The 18069-nt window shown below is 53.8% G+C and carries 13 protein-coding genes; 9 read left to right on the forward strand and 4 right to left on the reverse strand.

Annotation, left to right across the window (positions count from 1 at the left end):
• Nucleotides 1-60 precede the first annotated feature (60 nt).
• From ACFQDI_RS01165 to ACFQDI_RS01190, 6 genes are all read left to right on the forward strand, one after another.
• Nucleotides 61-1407, forward strand: a complete 1347-nt coding sequence (locus ACFQDI_RS01165; protein WP_377162535.1) for a glycosyltransferase — start codon at nucleotides 61-63, stop codon at nucleotides 1405-1407.
• A gap of 17 nt (nucleotides 1408-1424) precedes the next feature.
• A complete protein-coding gene (locus tag ACFQDI_RS01170) occupies nucleotides 1425-2969 on the forward strand; it encodes a polysaccharide biosynthesis C-terminal domain-containing protein (RefSeq protein ID WP_377162537.1) in 1545 nt (514 codons plus the stop codon).
• Nucleotides 2970-3064: 95 nt separating this feature from the next.
• A complete protein-coding gene (locus ACFQDI_RS01175; protein WP_377162539.1) occupies nucleotides 3065-3970 on the forward strand; it encodes a hypothetical protein in 906 nt (301 codons plus the stop codon).
• Nucleotides 3971-3975: 5 nt separating this feature from the next.
• Nucleotides 3976-4752 carry an FkbM family methyltransferase gene (locus tag ACFQDI_RS01180; protein WP_377162541.1) on the forward strand — a complete coding sequence of 259 codons (777 nt, stop codon included), beginning with the start codon at nucleotides 3976-3978 and terminating at the stop codon, nucleotides 4750-4752.
• 18 nt (nucleotides 4753-4770) lie between these two features.
• Nucleotides 4771-5907, forward strand: coding sequence for a glycosyltransferase family 4 protein (locus tag ACFQDI_RS01185; RefSeq protein WP_377162543.1), 1137 nt, complete (start codon nucleotides 4771-4773; stop codon nucleotides 5905-5907).
• Complete coding sequence (locus tag ACFQDI_RS01190) at nucleotides 5904-6746, forward strand: FkbM family methyltransferase (protein WP_377162545.1); 843 nt, start codon at nucleotides 5904-5906, stop codon at nucleotides 6744-6746. Before ACFQDI_RS01185 ends, ACFQDI_RS01190 begins: the two co-directional genes overlap by 4 nt.
• 83 nt (nucleotides 6747-6829) lie before the next feature.
• On the opposite strand, the gene ACFQDI_RS01195 is transcribed toward ACFQDI_RS01190, so the two are convergent.
• From ACFQDI_RS01195 to ACFQDI_RS01205, 3 genes are all read right to left on the reverse strand, one after another.
• Nucleotides 6830-7936 (reverse strand): acyltransferase family protein, encoded by a 1107-nt coding sequence (locus ACFQDI_RS01195; RefSeq protein WP_377162547.1) that lies wholly within the window; start codon nucleotides 7934-7936, stop codon nucleotides 6830-6832.
• 110 nt (nucleotides 7937-8046) lie between these two features.
• Nucleotides 8047-12201, reverse strand: coding sequence for a beta strand repeat-containing protein (locus ACFQDI_RS01200; protein WP_377162549.1), 4155 nt, complete (start codon nucleotides 12199-12201; stop codon nucleotides 8047-8049).
• A 370-nt stretch (nucleotides 12202-12571) separates the two neighbouring features.
• Nucleotides 12572-13738 (reverse strand): glycosyltransferase family protein, encoded by a 1167-nt coding sequence (locus ACFQDI_RS01205; protein WP_377162551.1) that lies wholly within the window; start codon nucleotides 13736-13738, stop codon nucleotides 12572-12574.
• Nucleotides 13739-13881: 143 nt separating this feature from the next.
• On the opposite strand from ACFQDI_RS01205, the gene ACFQDI_RS01210 reads away from it, so the two are divergent.
• Together ACFQDI_RS01210 and ACFQDI_RS01215 are read left to right on the forward strand one after the other, a co-directional pair.
• A complete protein-coding gene (locus tag ACFQDI_RS01210; RefSeq protein WP_377162553.1) occupies nucleotides 13882-15303 on the forward strand; it encodes an MBOAT family O-acyltransferase in 1422 nt (473 codons plus the stop codon).
• A complete protein-coding gene (locus ACFQDI_RS01215) occupies nucleotides 15275-16282 on the forward strand; it encodes a hypothetical protein (RefSeq protein ID WP_377162555.1) in 1008 nt (335 codons plus the stop codon). Before ACFQDI_RS01210 ends, ACFQDI_RS01215 begins: the two co-directional genes overlap by 29 nt.
• A gap of 78 nt (nucleotides 16283-16360) precedes the next feature.
• Here the strand turns inward: ACFQDI_RS01215 and ACFQDI_RS01220 are convergent, their stop codons facing one another.
• The gene (locus tag ACFQDI_RS01220; protein ID WP_377162557.1) at nucleotides 16361-17050 is read right to left on the reverse strand and encodes a class I SAM-dependent methyltransferase; all 690 of its coding nucleotides are present in this window, start codon (nucleotides 17048-17050) and stop codon (nucleotides 16361-16363) included.
• 215 nt (nucleotides 17051-17265) lie between these two features.
• Between ACFQDI_RS01220 and ACFQDI_RS01225 the strand changes: the two genes are divergently transcribed.
• Complete coding sequence (locus tag ACFQDI_RS01225) at nucleotides 17266-18066, forward strand: class I SAM-dependent methyltransferase (RefSeq protein WP_377162559.1); 801 nt, start codon at nucleotides 17266-17268, stop codon at nucleotides 18064-18066.
• Nucleotides 18067-18069 lie beyond the last annotated feature (3 nt).

Below are 18069 nucleotides of genomic sequence, written 5' to 3' on the forward strand. Positions count from 1 at the left end.
TGACCTAGGCCAGCCTCTCCTGACAGGCGTTTTGGGCAAGCTCTTCATGTGATTTCGAGAATGAACTTTCTCAAGCGCCTCCAAATGCTCGCTCTGCTGCGTCTCAAGGACAACATTCGATATTCGCGGACGTTGCGGCACTTGAATGCACTGCGTCTCTATGCCCAGTCACGGATTTCTTCCGATAAGCGGGCGGCGGTTCATGCCTGTCGTGCCCTGGGTTTTAGTGAGTTGTCCAGCTTGGACCAGCGTCTTTCACATTCCCTTAGGCCTTGGATTGACCTGCCGCCTGAAGACGGCTTCTGGGAAAATGTCATCCGCGCTTCTCATCCACGCTATGACGCTCCCTTGCGTCGCGAGCCGGGGTTGACGCGCTCGGTGCTGCTCAAGTCTCCCGCAGGCAGTGGGGAAAAGGGAGTGCTTCTGATGCTTTTCGAATACAACTGGGCACGTCTCGTACTCGGACTCACTCCGGAGGAATTTGCGTGGCTCGACGAGCATTACGATCTGGTGCTCTCCACAAGCTGGTCTCCAACTGACTATGCGGCGTTAGGACTGATCCTGTCTCGGACCTCTGGGCCAGTGTTTGTGCAGGCCTGTAATTTTCAGGAGGTGCCCAAGATTGCCGGATTGCATCCGCGTGTGCGTCTTCTGGAAAGCCTTGGCTGTGATTGGATCAATCCTGACCTTTACCCGCCTTCTTCCGAGCAGCGGACTATTGACTTTCTCATGATTGCAAACTGGGGGGAGTTCAAAAGGCACTGGGACTTTTTTCGTGCGCTGTCTCGCATGCCTGCCAACTTGCGCGTGGTGCTGGTAGGGCAGGCTGAGGGGGGAAGAGATGCGGAATTCATCCGTCGCCAAGCTCGCCTTTTTGGCGTCCCTCAGGCGCTGGAGGTTTATCAGTCCCTGCCTATTGATGAAGTCGCACGGCTGCAGTCGCAAGCACGCGTGGCGCTGATCTTCAGCAGGCGTGAGGGGTGCTGTGTGGCCTTTGTGGAAGCAATGTTCGCTGGCTGCGCTGTGGGCATTCGTGCAGACGCGCATGTGGGGCCTCTGGCCTACGTCAATCAAAGCACCGGTCTGCGATTGAGGCCCGGGCATCTGCCGGAGGATCTGATGAGGCTGCATGAGATTGCCGCTACGGCGCAGCCTGCGGCCTGGGCTCAGGAGCATATCTCCTGTTATCAGTCCCACATGAAACTCAACCGGCTGATGAAACAGAGCAGCCTTGAACGCGGACTGCCATGGACCCAGGATATTGCCTTGCCTCATTGGCGTCCTTATCCTGCCCATGCCCGCCGGGAAGAGGCGGCCGCGCTGATGCCCGCTTACCGTGATTTGCATGAGAGATTTCCCCGGGTGTTCGGAAATGAGTTTTTTGATCAGGTGAATCGAATTCTCTGAATTATTGACCTATCTTCATGACGGCCCCCGCCAACTCACGTTCGTTGAAGCACATACTCTGGTCCACATCACTGCTCGGCATGATGGATCATGTGCTGCGCAGTCTTTCGGTTTTTATAGTCTCACCGCTCCTGATAGGAGGACTTGGGCAGGAAAATTATGGTGTGTGGGTGCTGCTGGTATCTTGGGTCGGCTTGCTTGAAATGCTGGACCTTGGGATGGGAAATACGGCGGCCCGTTATCTCTCGTCGTCTGTCAGCCGGCACAACGCTGAAGAAACTGCATCCTTGGTTGGTTTTTTCCGGAAACATTACCGTCGTGTGGGCTGGGGCGTTTGTTTGCTGGCCATGGTAGGCAGCATCATTTTGCATCTGGTTTGGCCGGCAGCACATCAGAGCAATCCCGCTCTGATGTTTTTGGTGCTCGGTCTTGCGCAAGGGGGAGTGATGCGTTTTCGAGTGTATTCCGCCTTGCTGAAAGGACATCTCAGATATCAAACGATCATATTGGCAGGCTCGGCCAGAGTCGTAGGCTTTGCAGCAGGGCTGTTTTGTCTAAATGCCTCGGGAATTACTTTGCTGGGCACACTGACGCTTCACGTGAGTCTGCTGATCGGTGAACAAATGATTTTCTATATCAAAGGACGCAGGCTGATCCCTCAGGCCGAACCTTTGGCCATGGTGCATTCCAAACAGCGTGAGATCATGGGGTATGCCGGAAAAAACGTGGCTGCGACCGTGGCTCAGCTGCTGAGGGAGAGGATAGACACTCAAATTCTCGCTGCTTTTCTATCGCTGTCTTCGGTGACCCAGTATGCGGTCGGAGTCAGGCTGCCAAACCTAGCCATGGATATTTCCAATTCGTTGTTCGGCGGCCACCTCGTGGCGGGGTTCACCGCTGCCGCCGGGCGAAAATCGCCTGAAGAACTGACTGCTGACCTTCTCAAGGTGCTGCGTTTGAGTGCATGGGTGGGGCTTACAGGCTGTTTGCTTCTTTTTGTGTTCGGCCCGGCCTTTATCATTCGCTGGCTGGGGACGGAGTTCGGACCGGCGGGCAAAGTGTTGCGCGTGCTTGTGCCCGGGATTGCGCTGACAGTCATGCAATACCCTGCCTACTCCCTGCTTCCTGCGCTCAACAGGCATGGGCGCCTGGTGTTGCAATATCTGATCACATCCGGCATCAATTTTGTGGTCAGTGTGATCTTGGTGCAGCGAATTGGCCTGACCGGGGTGGTCTGGGGTACCATGTTTGAACTGGTCCTTCAGGGTTGCGTGGGCATGCCGTTGCTGATCGCAGGCGCTCTGCCTGTCTCCGGAGGCAAATACCTCTGGCATGCTGTGGTCCGGCCTTTGCTCGTGTATGGTGTGCTGCTGGCTCCTCTGTCCTTGTGGTGGCTGGAGAGTTATCAGCCACGCAGCTACGTGGAGATCGGCCTTGGTGTCTGTGGTCTTGGCAGTATTTACCTTCTAACCGGCTTTCTTTTAATTCTCCAGAAGGCCGACCGTCGTTTCATTTGGGGGAGGCTGCGTGCAACGGTTGGTTTTGACAAATCCAGCGAGTAATCAGGAGACGCTATTCCGGGCAGGGGCATACTGCACGGAGAAGGGGAATTCGATTGACTTGACGCATGGCTGGGGCAACGAAGCAGCCTGAGTCGATGACATCCGCAGATCAACAGTTCAGTGTCGATGGTGCCAGCGCGTGTTTTGCCACGCTCGCCTTTGGGCGGGACTACAGATACCATGCAGAGCGGCTGGCTCTTGATTTTGCAGTGCACGCCTCGCATTTCCCTCTTGTGATGCTTGTTGACCGGCCGCAGGACATCATGCCAAGACCCAATCTCCGGACGCTGCTCTACAGGCCTGAAGGAGCATTGCGTCGTTACCACGACAAACGTTTGCTCGTTCGTGCGGGGCTCGATGCTGGATACGCGACTGTTGTGGTGATTGATGCCAACAGCCGGTTGGTTGAGAAACTGCCAGACATGCTTGAACTCAGGAAAGGTGTAAATGCATTCATCACGCAGCCGGTCCTGGAACATTTGCGCGAAGAGGAGGCGGCCGCTTCAACAAGAAAAAGGTTTGCATCTACGGCCCATCAACGGCGTTGCCTGGAACGTGCAGCCCAAAGTCTGGGGCTTTCTTTGGAAAATGTTACATTCATCCAGGAGTCCATTTATGCGCTGCATGGTCCGGAGGATATTCTTAGACAGTTTGTGGAATGCTGGGGGCGGCTGGGACACTTCATGGATTATCATGGCCTGGCATGGTCTGAGGGGTTCGCGATTGGTCTGGCCGCTGCTGCCGTTGGGCTTGATGTTCACGAAAACCGCTTTCTGCCAATGAATTGCTTTTATAAGCATCGGCTGCATGGCGCGGCTTTGGCCCGAGGTCAGCTAGAAGCGCCCCGTGTGTTACAGGCGCAGGAGGACGCCCGGCTGCTGGCTCGCTTCATGCGCAGACACCCCTTGAACAGTCGTCTGCGCTCGCTGTACTCTACTGCAAGCATGGCCGCTCGCTGGGCGGCTTGCCGAATGTCAGGCGAGCCCCGTTTGCTATCGTAACATCAATGACCTCCCTTTACGCATCCACCGCCCAGAAGCTGCGTGCTTTCAGGCACCTCGCGAAGCTTACTTCATGGAGTGACGCATTGCGTTTCACCTTGGCCCGCCTGCGCGGATCTCCTGAGGTGAAGCTTCATCTTAAACATCCTGCATGCCAGATCACGCTGCGGCCGCGCAACAGTGATTTTGATGTTTTGCTGCAGACGTTTGTAAGCGGTGGCTGTGATGTGCGCGCCTTGGTTTCGGGGGCTCGCCGCATCATCGATGGCGGGGCCAACATCGGACTTACAGCCATCCAATTTGCCAGTCACTTTCCTGAAGCAACCATCATAGCTGTCGAGCCTGAACCCGCCAATTTTGATCTGCTAGTTCGAAATACATCTGCCTTTCCCCGTGTGCGGCCGTTGCAGGCGGCCATTTGGCCGCGGAGCGCGAATCTTTCTGTGGGACAGGCGCCTGAAGATGGACGCTCATGGTCTTTCCAGACTCATGAAGCGTTGGAAAGCGAAGCTGGAGTGACGTGCCCGGCTGTTCCTATTGACGAACTTGTTTCCGTGTCCAATCCCTGTGATGTTCTCAAGCTTGATATCGAAGGCGCTGAATGGCCGCTTTTGGAGCAGACGGATTTGTCCTGGATGGGGCATGCCTCATTGCTGGTTTTGGAACTCCACGGGGAAGACAAGGACGCCCGGCTTCAGCGTGCATTGGGCGGACGCTCGTCCAACATGTCGTATCAGCATGAAAAGGTCATCTTGCGGCCCCTGGTTGCCAGTGCGACTTGATTCAACCCGGCGTATTAAATGGCTCGCATTCATTTTATCAAGCACGGCCCCTTCTCTGGGACGAACGAGCATGTCCGCAAGCAACTCGTAGCCGAGTTCCCGGATCACGAACTGCGGGTTATTGATGTCAGGAAGGATTGGATCAATCGCGATCCTGTTATACGGCTCGCAGGCCGGGTGTGGGCCGCTGTGGAATTTTTCCCACTCGTGGCAAGGCGGCGGAGAACCATTGGAGATGTGTATCTGCGGACTCGACGCATGGGGCAGTACCTCAAGCAAAAAGCTCGCAAGGAAGTCGTTTCAAACAAAGATAAGCCTGCATTTACTTTTGCCACTCAGTCACTTTATGATGTGGCAGTTCCCGGTATTCCTCATTTTGTTTTCACGGATCATACCCACCTCGCAAACCTCTATTACCCTGCTTTTGACCGTGATACAATCCTTCCCGAGAAGGTGATCGCAATGGAGAAAGGCGTTTACACGCAAGCCGCACGTGTTTTGGTCATGGGATCGCATGTCAAAAGATCCCTTGAGGAACATTATCAGATTTCTCCCGGAAAAGTAGTGGTCTGCGGCGGAGGGCCGAACGTGATCGATTTTCCAGTTTTAAACAACAGCAGCTATTCCAACGGTCGGATCGCGTTTGTTGGCGTTGAATGGGAGCGCAAGGGCGGGCCAGTTTTACAGGATGCTTTTAAAAAGGTCAAAGCGTTGCATCCTGATGCCAGGCTGGACATTATTGGATGTGAGTTATCAGGTCTGCCTGAGGGAATGGTTTCGCATGGACGTCTTCCCCATGCTGGAGTCGCTGCGCTGTTGGCCCAGGCATCACTTTTTGTGTTTCCCACATTGATCGAGCCATTCGGCATTGCTCCTATTGAGGCGGCAACCATGGGGTTGCCTGTCGTTGCCACTTCTATCGGCGCATTGCCAGACATCGTGCAGGATGGAAAAACTGGGTTTCTCGTTCCTCCGCATGATTCGGACTCACTTGCGGATGCCATATGCCGCCTTCTTGCCGCTCCTGAACTTGCGGCCCGGTTAGGAACTGCTGGCAGGGAGCATGCTTTGATGAACTTCACATGGCGTGGTGCGGGCCGTATCATGGGGCGTGCCATCCGTGAAGGACTTGAACATTTACCTTCATCTCAATGACATATCTCTGCCGAATTCTTCAATTCTACGGTCAACATTTACGCCATCCTGGCCATTGGAGGTTTCTGGAGAAGCTCATCGCTCTTATCCGTCCTGTGCTGCCGGAGACTGCATTGGTCAGGGCGCAAGGCCTTCTCTGGAATTTGCACCCCCGTGACCGTGTGCAGGCAGAGCTGTTCTGGTATGGCGAGAAAGACCGTTGGGACATGTTACAGCTGAAGAAACTTCTCTCTTCAAAGTCTCCTGACCCGGTGATCCTTGATGTGGGAGCCAACTTTGGCTTTTACTCACTTGTTCTTGCCCGGCATCTGGGGCGTTCTGCCCAGGTTCATGCCTTCGAGCCTGGCAAAATTACGGCGGATTGGCTTGAGTCGAATATAAAGCTCAATCATCTCGAAAAAGTGATCACAATACATCGCCTCGCTCTTGGTGCGGAGGCGGGGCAGGCGACTCTGGGGCAACGTGGCGGTGACAGTGGGCAGGCACACTTGATGTCAAAAGCTGCCGACGGAGAATCAGTCGTGGTGGAAACAATGGATGGCTGGGTCCGTTCTCAAGCAAATCTAAGGCGCGTGGATTTCATCAAGATGGATGTAGAAGGGTATGAGCCCGAGGTATTGTTGGGCGGCACTGAAACCCTGAAGCAGCACCGCCCGCTTTTGCTGATTGAACTCAACCCAAATGCGCTTGCTAGGAATGGGCATACGGCTGCCGAGCTTGTGGGAGCCATGGAGGCGCTGGACTACAAGTTGATGGTTACCCGGCGTAAAAAGCTTGTGCCTCTTACATCCTTGCCGGCGAGCGGTGAATTTGTAAACGTGATCGGAGTTCCTCTTTAGGAAGGGGGATGCCAGAAGTGGCCTGGCATCAGGCATATCGACTTAGAATCAGCCAATGCGGTTCAGCGGTCTGTTGTTTCTACCTAGCTCCTTACGAAGGCTGGAAACCAGCGATCTCTCAGCCGCAGCACAGGCACTTCAACGAATTTTGCCACCGCAATGCCGACGAAAATACTGGCTAAAATATACAGGGCACTCAGCAGCATATGGCTCCAGGTGTTTTCCCCGAGACGATTCTTCATCGGTTCCAGCAGCCACCACTGAACCGCGAAGTGCCAGAGGTAAATAGAATAAGAATGAAAGCCGATTCGGGATAAAGCCCGAACGGAAAAGTTATTCGCAGGTAAATTCCAGCTGCAGCAGAGCCAAACCCAGACTCCAGCCGCCAGGTAAATCAAGGTGAATCCAAGGGTCAGAATCCACTGATTTCCTTCGATGGGAACCACAAAGGGCCATCCTAAGACCAGCAAACTGGCAGGCCGCAAATAGAGCGCCCAACGCTGCATTCGCGTTTGAATATGCTGGGCCCCATACACTCTGAACCAAGACAGCAAAACTCCGAAGCCGAGAGAGTCCAGCCTGAGATGGGTTGGGAACATCTGGATTCGGTGATCATACTTCACCACAAGATATGCAGTGAGAATTCGCATGGCCAGACATAACAGGCCCAGGACTATGAAGAGTTTAGGAATGTTACGAAAGGGATTTTCATCGACTTTACGATTTCGCAGCAGGATAGCAGTGAGAAGGGCAAGCCCAAGGTAAAAATGTTCTTCCACAGCAAGCGACCAAGTATGCGGCCACAATCCAGGCCAGTAGTTTTGAACAAATAAAATTTCAGCCGCGAATTTCTGAGAATCCCAAGTTCCCTTGGAGACCCATCTAAAAGAAACTGTCACAATCAGCAGCAGCCACAACGGTGGGTAGATTTTGAATCCACGCCTGATCAGGAATCTGCCAACACTCACGCTGCCCTGGCGCTTCCATTCCTGGAAAAGCAATCCTGACACAAGATATCCGCTCAGCACAAAAAAAAGGTCCACCCCGATCCATCCGCCGCAGCGTGCCAAATTCACAAGATCGCTCCACCAAACCGCTCCACCTGACGGACAGGGCTCCATGTGCCTTAGCAGCACCAAAATGACGGCCACCGCCCTTATCAAATCGAGCCCTTCATTCCGTTTGTTCATGGCCATTCTTTGCCTTCCCTCAGCTTTGTGTCCATACATAAGTATGATTACTTAATGAAAAGCGGCTGCCTGTCACCAGGCAGCCGCTCATCAAGGACCGAACCTAAGGGTTAGCCCAAAACTTCGACATTAGGCAGGGTGATGCCGGCGTTGAAGGTGTTGTTGCGTGTCGCTCCGACTGGAGCCGATGGGTCCTTGATGAGGACCGAATCGCTACCCAATCCTCCGTCAATGGTAACGGCACCATTGAAGATGTTCCCCGCGTTTGCATTGTTGGGGTAGGATCCCGCAAAGAGGGAATCATCCCCGTCTCCGAGGTTGATGTTCACTGCGCCACCGAATGTGGACACACCTGCGATGCTCGCTGAGTTGTCAATCAGGACAATGTCGCTGCCTGCTCCAGTGGAGATGGTGACGGCTCCAGTCATTGAGACGCTCTGCAGATCAACGATAGAGCTTCCAGAACCCATGGAGATGCCCGATGTGCCCAGGACGGATGATTGATAAACACGCACCACATCAGCGGTAAGACGACGCGTCAGTGCTGATGTGGCTGTAAAGTTTCCATGAATGGTCGCGCCATTCACGCCTAGAGCGTTGCCACCGTTGCCCATGCTCACATTGACAAAGGTGCCGATGTCCACGGCTGTGCCGCCGTTTTCAAAGTTGCCAATTTCAACGATGTCAAGGCCTGTGCCACCAGTGTATTGGAGTGAACTGGTCACCGTCGTTGTGGTGGACCAGAGATCCAGCTCATTGTCTCCATTGCCTACTGTGACACTGAGACTGCCAAGGTTTGCGACAGCGCCCTGCAGGCTGATCCAGTTGCTGTCTGCGCCACCTGTGTAGGTGAATGCTCCGGTTACAGTCAGATTGCTGCTGTTTACCAGGATGCTGTTGTCACCTGCATCCAAGCTGAACGTGGCCGAACCCGTGACCTGGAAGGTGTTGTTGATGGCCACTGTGTCGGTGCCTGTTCCTGCGTTGACAATCAAGTTCCCGCCAAGAACGACGCCTTGATTGAAGGTAAGCGTGTTGCTACCCGCGCCCAGATTGAAAGTCGTCGCATTCGCCTGGAGGCTGTTGCTGAAGGTGATGGTATCGTTGCCCGTGCCAACAGCACCCGAGCCGTAGGTGAAGGCTCCTGAGGAGACGATCGAGCCCGTGGTGTTCACCGTGTTGGTGCCAGCTTTGAGGTCGATGTTGACCGAACTGCTGCTTAGCATGCCCAAGGTGAGAGTATCGGTGTCGCTTCCAGAGGTTACGGCAAGCCCTCCAGTCAGGCTGAAGCCAGTGGCTCCTGGCAGGCCGCCTACGGTGATCGTTCCGCTGCCGTTTGTGTTGGTGACAGTCAAGCCTCCAGCAATGGTTGCAGAATTGGCCGCTGTTACCTTGAGGGATTGCGCTTGTCCTGCGGATCCTGTGTTGGTAACGGTGATCGCTCCGCTGTTGATAGTGCCTGCGGCGATGTTGACTGTATTGCTGCCTGCACCAGTCGTCACATTAAGGGCTCCATTGACTGTGAGCGCTGTGCTGGTAAGCGCGAAGTTGTCAGTGCCATTGGTGCCGTTGTAGGTCAGCGCGCCTGATGTGAAGGCGGTGCCAGCAACGGTGGCGGAGTTCGTGCCATCTCCCAAGTCGATCGAGACTGCACCGCTGGAGACAAAGGAGGCGCCGGCTCCGATGCTGACGGTATCCTGTCCGGATCCACCAGTGATGCTGTTTGTGCCGGTGCCAAGCGCAAAGCTGCCGCTGTTAAAGCCTACGGAGTTCGTCCCAGCTCCGAGATTGAGTGCAAATCCATTGTTGGCTGTGGTGGTGAAGGATGTGCCGTTGAACTGCAGCGTGTCATTGCCAGCCCCAGGAGTCACTGCCGAACCGTAGGTGAAGGCACTGGTGCTCAGCGCTCCTGTTGCTGTAAGGGTGTTGTTGCCTGCTCCGAGGAGGGTATTGAGTGCTCCTACGGTGGTAAGGCTCTTCAGTGTCAGTGTATCGTTATCAGCACCAGTGGTGATGTTAAGTGTGCTGGCGAGGTTCAAACTGGTTGTTCCTCCCACGGAAAGAGTTGTGGCGCCATTGCTGCTCGTGATGGCAACAGCTCCGCTCACGGTGCCCGTTGCAGCTGTGAGGTTGATGTTTTGTGCTTGTCCGGCCGTGCCTGTGTTTGTGATTGTGACTGAGGCCAGGTTCATGTTCCCCGTCACCGCCATGTTCACAGTGTTGGCACCTGTGCCTGTGGTGATGTTGACAGCGCCGCTCATTGTGGCGTTGGTGCCAGTCAGGCCAAAGGTATCGTTTCCGGTTCCGCCAGTGTAGGTTAGTCCTGTGACGGTGAAGCCATCAGAGGCAATCTGGGTGCTGTTCGTTCCGTCACCTAGGCTCAATGTGGCTGCTCCACCAGCAGTGAGGGCCGCATTAACAGCCAGAGTATCGCTGCCTGAACCGCCGTTGACCGTGAGGGCCGAGGCAAGTGTGGTTGCGCCTTGAAGGGTCAGGCTGTTAGTGCCATTGCCCAGATTGAAGGTGGCGAAACCTGCATTGAACGTTTGGTTGAAGGTGATGCTGTCGTTGCCAGTGCCCGTCCCGGGCGCCGCCCCCGTGCCGTAAGTGAAGTTGCCAGTGCTCACGGCGCCATTTGCCACAACAGTGTTGTTTCCAGTACCCATGAGGATATTGGCAGCGCCTTGAGCGGCAATGCTTTTCAACGTCAGTGTGTCATTGTCTGTTCCTGTGGTGATGCTCAGCCCGCCGGTGACATCGAAGCTGGATGTGCCTCCCAGAGAGATGGCTGTGGCGCCATTGGTACTGGTAACGGAAACGGCTCCACCCACAGTGCCTGCATTGGCAGTCAAAGTGATATTCTGAGCCTGACCAGCTGTGCCTGTGTTGGTAACAGTCACTGCGCCTGAGGACAAGGTCCCAGTCACTGCCATGTTTACTGTGTTAGCCCCTGTGCCCGTGGTAATATTGACAGCGCCTGCCATGGTAGCGTTGGTGCCTGTCATGCCGAAGTTGTCAGTGCCTGTGCCTCCGGTGTAGGTGAAAGCTCCTGTGATGTTTGATGTGGCTGACGAAATTTGAGCACTGTTAGTCCCGTCTCCGAGATTAATGCTCATGGCTCCGCCCACTGTGTAGCTGGTAGCCCCTAGCGAAACAGTGTCCTGCCCGCTTCCGCCGACAAAGGACACATTGCCCGCAAGATTAACACTTCCTGAGTTCATGGTCACCTGATTGGTGCCATTGCCCAAATTCAAGGTCAGACTGTTAGAGACAGCCGCCAAGGACACTGAGCTTCCGCTAAAATTGAGTGTGTCGTTGCCCGTTGAGCCGCCCACAGGTCCCCAGGTCAACGAGTTGCCGCTCAAACTGCCTGAAGTGTGCTGCAGCGAATTGTCACCTTGACCAAGGTTCAAGGTGATGTCTCCGGTCACTCCGAGGTTGCTGACATTGAGCGATTCATTCCCGGCACCGCCTGTCACCGACAGCAGTCCGCCGACGGTCAAAGAGGTGCCGCTTCCCACTGTGATGGCTGCATCGCCAGCACTGTTGGTCACGTTCATGTTGCCAGTAACCGATCCTGTGGTGCCAGCGCTGATATTCAGCACCTGAGCTGCGCCTGCCTGTCCGGCGTTTGTGACAGTGAAATTTCCGCCCACAGCGCTCCCAACAGTGAAAGCTGCCGGTGTAAAGTTGAGGGTGTTTGTGCCTGCCCCCACGTCGATCGATGTATTCAGGGAAACTTTGGAAAACTCGGCGGTGACCGTGTTGGCAACCGTCATGGTGTCATCTCCCGCTCCCAGGATGAAGCTTGTCGTGCTTCCTGTATGGAAAGTGGTTCCGGTAATCTGCACACTGTCATTCCCTGTTCCTAAGTCGGCCGAAAAGTTCCCGTTGGCTGCAAAATTGTTCAGAACCAGGGTGTCATTGCCTGCTGTGTCAGTGATGGTAACATTGCTGCCGTATGTAACTCCTGAGAGAAGGAGTGTGTCATTTCCATTCCCCAAGACTGTAATCAACGAGTTGACCAAGGGGGCTGAGATGGTTTGTGTGGCGGCTGTTACACCGCCAAAGCTGAACATGGTTCCTGATCCCAGGTGGTCCTGAAAAGTCAGCTGTCCGGGGCCTGCAAGCGATATGCTGACTGCATTGTCAGAAGCGTCTCCGGTAACGCCAATTCCGCCCGTTGTGGGGTTGTATGTGATTGCCACAATACCCGCTGGAACGATTTTTTCTTCAAGGATTTCAACAAGGGGAGTTGGTTTCATAATCTGAGCTATCAACTTTGTTTCTCGAAATTGGGATTATTCTCAATGACCACAGGCAAGCAGCGCATCTAATCAGTGATTTGCACTAGGTCAATGAACTTTAAATGAACATTCAATCGAAGATAAATGAACATCAATTAAAGATTGGATGATGGTTTACGAGCGTTAATAAAAGTTATTATTATAAGGTATCGGCTTAATAATATAGCTATTAAAAAGGGCGTGCATATGCACAAAAATGTAGCCTTGGCTGCTACAGATGAGCCAGTTACAGCCAATGGCTGTGAAAAGAGCGGATGTCCCGCAAGTGGAGTGAAGTGCTTAGGATTCCTTTCCTAAGTAAATCGAAAATTTCCCAATGGTGTCGTTATTAACGATGGGCTTTCAATTTTTGCATGTTGCCGCGGATTTTGGCGGCAAATCGGCGCAAACGCAGCCACAACGATTGAGTGGTGCTGCAAATCTGATGCCAGCGTGAAAGCAGAACCGTTGCGCTGCGACGGCGTGCTATGGCTGATCGGATCTCTATCGCTTGAGCTGTGGTCGGTGCTTGTCGTGACTCTGCCATGATCGCTTCGATGCGTCCAACGGCCCTTCGGAAGACTGCCACCTCGTTGTAGTCACGGACTGCCCGGAGGTAGCCAGCTGCTGCTATTTGCTGGCGTTCTTCTTCGTGGGCCAGATAGTAGCGGCACAGTTCAATGGACTCCTCTGTGGTATCATAAGCGACTATTTCCTTGCCGATTTCGAAGATGTCTCCGAGATGGCTTCTGCAGTCGCAAATTTGCATGACGCCGTTGGCTGGCAGCGCATAAAGCCGCACGTTGATGGGGCCTGAGGAATTGTGCAGGTTGATGCCCACCTTGGTGCGCTTGTAGAGGGGAATGCGGTCCTCTTCAGCGAGGAAGCCCGCCGACCAGCCGAGTCCATGATACCTGCCCTGAGGGAAAGCTTGCGCAATTTTGTCCAGCCGCTCGCGTCTCCAAGGCATTTCACGTTCACACAAAATAGTCAGATCAACGTCGCGAGGCTCTTTTAACACCTGGTCCAGCGTCAAATTGGGGTCTGCGTCATCCCTGCGGTATCCTAGCGGGAGAAATTCAGCCCGGCGGGCGCCCCACTCGAAATAACGATCCACCTCGGAGCGGTTGCATACGAGACATAGGTCATAGGCATGCGCCACAGGCTTTGAAACCGTTTCGGAATTCTCCGGGTCATCAAAATGCTGCATCACTTTGAAGACATTGAGTTGTCGGAGGAACTCTGGGTGGAGATTTTGCCCCCCGTAGTTGTACAGGACATCGCATCCGTCGAGTGCATCCGCCAGCTCTTCGTAAAATTTCATCAGCTGGCGGTCGCCGCGCCGCCAGCAGGTGTCGAGGTAGGGCCAGTTGATCTTGGGGCCTGGGGGATTGACAGTGAAAGGGAAGGCGCGCACATCAAAACCAGCATCACGGTAGCGCTGCATGAGTATTTCCGTCGTTTGGCGGACGTCTACCGGATAGCGATAATAGTGATAGCCGAAGAGAATACGCATGTTGATAGCAGTGGTTTTCTAGCCCTGATCAAGGGAATGTCCATTTTCAATTCATTTCAAAGGCCAGAAAGTCATTCGCGGAGGATCTGCCGTTTACTTGCTCTGTTTCTGTGAATATGTGAAACACCCGAATCCTGTTACGGATGGTCTTCAACTCCTTCACTTTCGCCTTTTTTTTCCTGTTCGTTCTGGCTGTGCTTCCTTGGCTGGATACCAGACGGTCCAATCTTTTTTTGCTAGCCGCCAGTGTGCTGTTTTACGCAGCTTGGGATGTGCGTTTCCTGCTGGTGATTGCCTTTTCCACGGGATTTAATTTCGTGACAGGCCAGCGGATCGCCATGGCGACAGGTTTGCTCAAGAAGCGGTGGGTATGGTTTAACATCACCATCAATCTGGGACTGCTTGGTTTCTTCAAATACTATCAATTTTTTGCGGACAACTTGAACGCTCTGCTGGCCCCCATGGGAATATCTCAGGGGCTGCCGGCGCTTCATATCATTCTTCCGCTGGCGATTTCTTTTTACACCTTCCATTGCATTTCCTATGTCATCGACATTTACAGGGGGCAGTTGCAACCAGCTTCGAGGTTTACGGATTTTGCGCTCTATCTGATGCTTTTTCCCCATCTGGTGGCCGGGCCGATCGTGCGTGCGTCACATCTTTTGCCGCAAATTGCGGCCAGGAGCAGGCCAAGCCAGGGGGATTGGGATGCAGGAATGTTTCTGATTCTGTGGGGATTGTTCAAAAAGGTCGTTGTGGCGGACAACCTGGCCCCAAAAGCTGACCGGCTTTTCGCTTTGTCACAAGCAGGTGCGGCTGAAGTTGTGCTCGGCACTGTGGCATTTGCGTTTCAGATCTATGCTGATTTTTCTGGCTACACAGACATCGCAAGAGGGGCTGCCAGGCTGATGGGCTTCCACTTTGATCTTAACTTTAAATTTCCCTACCTGGCCACCTCCCCTTCAGATTTCTGGCAGCGCTGGCACATTTCGCTCTCCCAGTGGCTGCGGGACTACCTTTACATACCGCTTGGCGGCAACCGGTGCCGAGAATGGCGTGTCAATCTGAACTTGATGCTCACCATGCTGATAGGAGGTTTCTGGCATGGGGCCGCATGGAATTTTGTCCTGTGGGGGGGCTACCATGGGGCGTTGCTTTGTCTGCACCGGGCTTGGAGCCGGCATGTGAGTCCTAGGCTTGGGCTGGGCAAACAAGTGGGTGCATTTAAATGGAGTGCAGTTCCTGCCATACTCTTAATGTTTGGCTTCACGCTGTACGGATGGCTGCTGTTCCGGGCAAGCAGCCTGGTTCAGGTGGCATCTTTTACGCGGGCCTTGTTCGTGCCGCTTTCCTTTCCGGAGCGTGCCTTTTGCACGGAGATGGCGCGTCAGGCTTTTTATTTCATGCCAATGATGCTGGTGGAGGCGTGGATGATCCGGCGGGCCAAAACGGAGTTGGTGTTTGGTTCTCCATGGCGTAATGCCTGTTTTTATGTGGTGCTCGTTTACGCAATTTTATTTTTAGGGGCTAAAAGCGGTGAACAGTTCATCTATTTCAATTTCTAAAGCCGCTCTGATCGGGGTGGCGTGCATTGTGCTCGTCGAATCATATCTGGGCACTTTTTCTGACGATCAGTTTACGAGGATCGGCCTGCAGCGCACGGCTGAACTGGAGCAACAATCAGCTCCATTGATTGAGATTTTTGGGGACTCCGTTGCTGATGGGGGCATCAACGAAGTGCTGCTGGCCCGTGAGCTTGGCTTGAAGCAGGATGAACTGGTGAATGCCTCGATCCCGGGAACTCACGCCTACTACGCCTACTTTGTTCTCAAGCGCCAGATAGACGCGGGGCATGTGCCCAAAAATATCATTCTCGCATACAATGCCCGCTCATATGCACGCGCTCCGGGGGAAAAGTTCTTGGCGAGGTTTGCTCGGTGGCGTGAAATGCCGACGGCTGTCCGCCACGGCATACCATTTGAAGATTTGGCCCGCAGTGTGGTTGCGCGTTTTTCATTTAGCTTGCGGTATCGCGATGAATTGAATGCCATGATACGGACGAAGGAGGGGGGCGGATTTTTCGATCCACAGGTTACCCCAGCGGAGGATCGTGCTGTAAGAACTGCTAGGTTGCCGGTTCTGCGGCCGGAGCCTTCTCGCATGGCTTCTGCATCAGGTTTTAATCCTGGATTTCACGGGGGGGCATTCATTCCCGCCGCAGAGATCACGAGCTCGTTGAGAAGCTTTTTCGAGCTGACGCAAAAGCATCAGATCGAGGTGTTTTTGGTAAGCATGCCAAAGACAGAAGAGGCGAAGAGACGACACAACGAAAACGGATTTGATGCGGCGTACGAAGGTTTTATGGATAATATGGTGATGCAGGGCGGTGCTCACTGGTTGCTACGTGAACAGCTCCCTTTGGCGGCAGATTGTTTCTCGGATGCCGTCCACCTGACTCCTTGTGCAGCCTTTGATTTCAGTCTGCTTCTGGCGGAAAAAATGAAGATGTCCGGTATGCTGCAAGGAATACACGACAAACATTAAACCGAGGCAGCATTGAATGCATCAAGCCGTTTAATGCCTGAACTGGTGGCTCGTTTGTGCCGGGCCTTGAAACACCTCTTACTGCGGGAGTCTTACGCCTTGCAGGTTCAGGCTGACAGGGAATGCTGTATCGCCTACAACGCATGATGCGCTGGAGCAGTCTTTGATTTCACACCATTGATCCTGGCCTGGCTTCCAGGGGGTGATGTTTGTAAATCCGGCGGCGATCATTATATGAGTCAGATGCGCTTGGTCGAAAACGGCTTTGTGAAAGTTAAATGGATAGTCTTGGCCACCCATGAGTACATACTGAATGGCGCTAATTCGGCGACCGGACGCCTCGTAGACACGCAGGATGCTCTCAAAGTCTGGCACGGCAATGCGTAGCAGTCCCCCTGGTTTAAGGATTCGAGCCCACTCTTTCAGAGCGCGGTTCACTTCTTCAATGTCAAGATGCTCCAGGCAATGGCAGACATAAATCATATCAACGGATGCGTTCCCGAACATCGGCAGAGGATAGACCGGTGAAAGGTGATGCACATGAGGAAAGCCAATCGCATCCACGTTGATAAAGCCCTTCTGGTCCACCGGACCGCATCCTAGGTGTAGGCGGACTTGACCGTCAGAGCTGGCAGGATAGGGACGCTTGCCCAAGACTCGTCTGAGCCGCCAGCGCAGATTGGTGATGATTACGCGTTCCTGGCCTCGCCAGGCATCTCGCAAGGATCGTGGCATTAATAAGATGGCGGCCCGGCGGAGAAGTTTCATTGTAGTGACTCGACGTTTTTTGTGAAAAATTGCCTGCGGCAGCTCACCTGGCAGGCCATGAACTCATTCAAGGACAAAGCTGCTTATGCAAGATCGGGTGGTTCTTTTCGCATCAATGCGGAGTGTTGCAACCTTTTCACTTTTTATCTGAGCAAAAGAGCGCAAGAAATCATTCTGCTCGACATGTGGCGGGACACGGATAAATGCTTGGGTGAATGACTGAAAACTTCGGCATCAAACGCGGCTACTGTTCCCGTCCTGCGCCTGACTATTACTCCGATACGTCTAGGCCTGGAGCTGGGGAGATTATTTGGCAGCCTGAAGTCTATGAGGTTGCGGCCCGTATGGCACGCACCCTTGGGCGCAGGCACATCCTGGACATTGGATGCGGTTCTGGGGAAAAGCTCGCCGCGCTTTATCCCGAATTCCAAATCATCGGAGTCGATTTCGGGGGAAATCTGGAGCATTGCCGTGAAAAGTATCCTTTCGGCCAATGGCTTGTTGCAGACTTCGAGAAGGCTGAAAACTTGCCGCTTGATGAAGTGATCTTGAAAGACTGCGTCGTCATTTGCTCAGACGTGATCGAACACCTGGTGGATCCGCGCTCCTTGCTGCGTCTGATTGCCTGTCTTCTCAAGCATGCTCCTCTGGCACTGATTTCCACTCCTGAGCGCAACTTGAAAGAAAAAGGCTGGCTGGACAACGGACCACCGCTCAATCCTCACCACGTTCGGGAATGGAGCTTGAATGAACTGAGTTCTTTTGCGGAGTCCATGGGGTTGAGTCTCGCATACGCAGGGCTGACCATTACCAACAATTTGCGCTGGCAGCGTTCAACCATTCTGCTGGGGGCCAAGGGGGCAACCTGGCCTGCAACCAATGCTGCTCAAAACTGTTTTCCTCCCAGCGTGAGCCCTGCCCTTTACTGGTTCCGGGTGGCGAGGAAGGCCTTTGGTGAGTGGCGAGCTTCGTTGCGCTCAGGTTTGAAGTCCTCCAGCTCCGCGGGTGCCGCATAATCA

Source organism: Prosthecobacter fluviatilis (assembly GCF_042655725.1).
Classification (GTDB): Bacteria; Verrucomicrobiota; Verrucomicrobiia; order Verrucomicrobiales; family Verrucomicrobiaceae; genus Prosthecobacter; species Prosthecobacter fluviatilis.

Coding starts and splice junctions, on each gene's coding strand:
- ACFQDI_RS01165 (WP_377162535.1), top strand. CDS start 61: ATGAACTTTCTCAAGCGCCTCCAAATGCTCGCTCTGCTGCGTCTCAAG.
- ACFQDI_RS01170 (WP_377162537.1), top strand. CDS start 1,425: ATGACGGCCCCCGCCAACTCACGTTCGTTGAAGCACATACTCTGGTCC.
- ACFQDI_RS01175 (WP_377162539.1), top strand. CDS start 3,065: ATGACATCCGCAGATCAACAGTTCAGTGTCGATGGTGCCAGCGCGTGT.
- ACFQDI_RS01180 (WP_377162541.1), top strand. CDS start 3,976: ATGACCTCCCTTTACGCATCCACCGCCCAGAAGCTGCGTGCTTTCAGG.
- ACFQDI_RS01185 (WP_377162543.1), top strand. CDS start 4,771: ATGGCTCGCATTCATTTTATCAAGCACGGCCCCTTCTCTGGGACGAAC.
- ACFQDI_RS01190 (WP_377162545.1), top strand. CDS start 5,904: ATGACATATCTCTGCCGAATTCTTCAATTCTACGGTCAACATTTACGC.
- ACFQDI_RS01195 (WP_377162547.1), bottom strand. CDS start 7,936: ATGAACAAACGGAATGAAGGGCTCGATTTGATAAGGGCGGTGGCCGTC.
- ACFQDI_RS01200 (WP_377162549.1), bottom strand. CDS start 12,201: ATGAAACCAACTCCCCTTGTTGAAATCCTTGAAGAAAAAATCGTTCCA.
- ACFQDI_RS01205 (WP_377162551.1), bottom strand. CDS start 13,738: ATGCGTATTCTCTTCGGCTATCACTATTATCGCTATCCGGTAGACGTC.
- ACFQDI_RS01210 (WP_377162553.1), top strand. CDS start 13,882: ATGGTCTTCAACTCCTTCACTTTCGCCTTTTTTTTCCTGTTCGTTCTG.
- ACFQDI_RS01220 (WP_377162557.1), bottom strand. CDS start 17,050: ATGAAACTTCTCCGCCGGGCCGCCATCTTATTAATGCCACGATCCTTG.
- ACFQDI_RS01225 (WP_377162559.1), top strand. CDS start 17,266: ATGACTGAAAACTTCGGCATCAAACGCGGCTACTGTTCCCGTCCTGCG.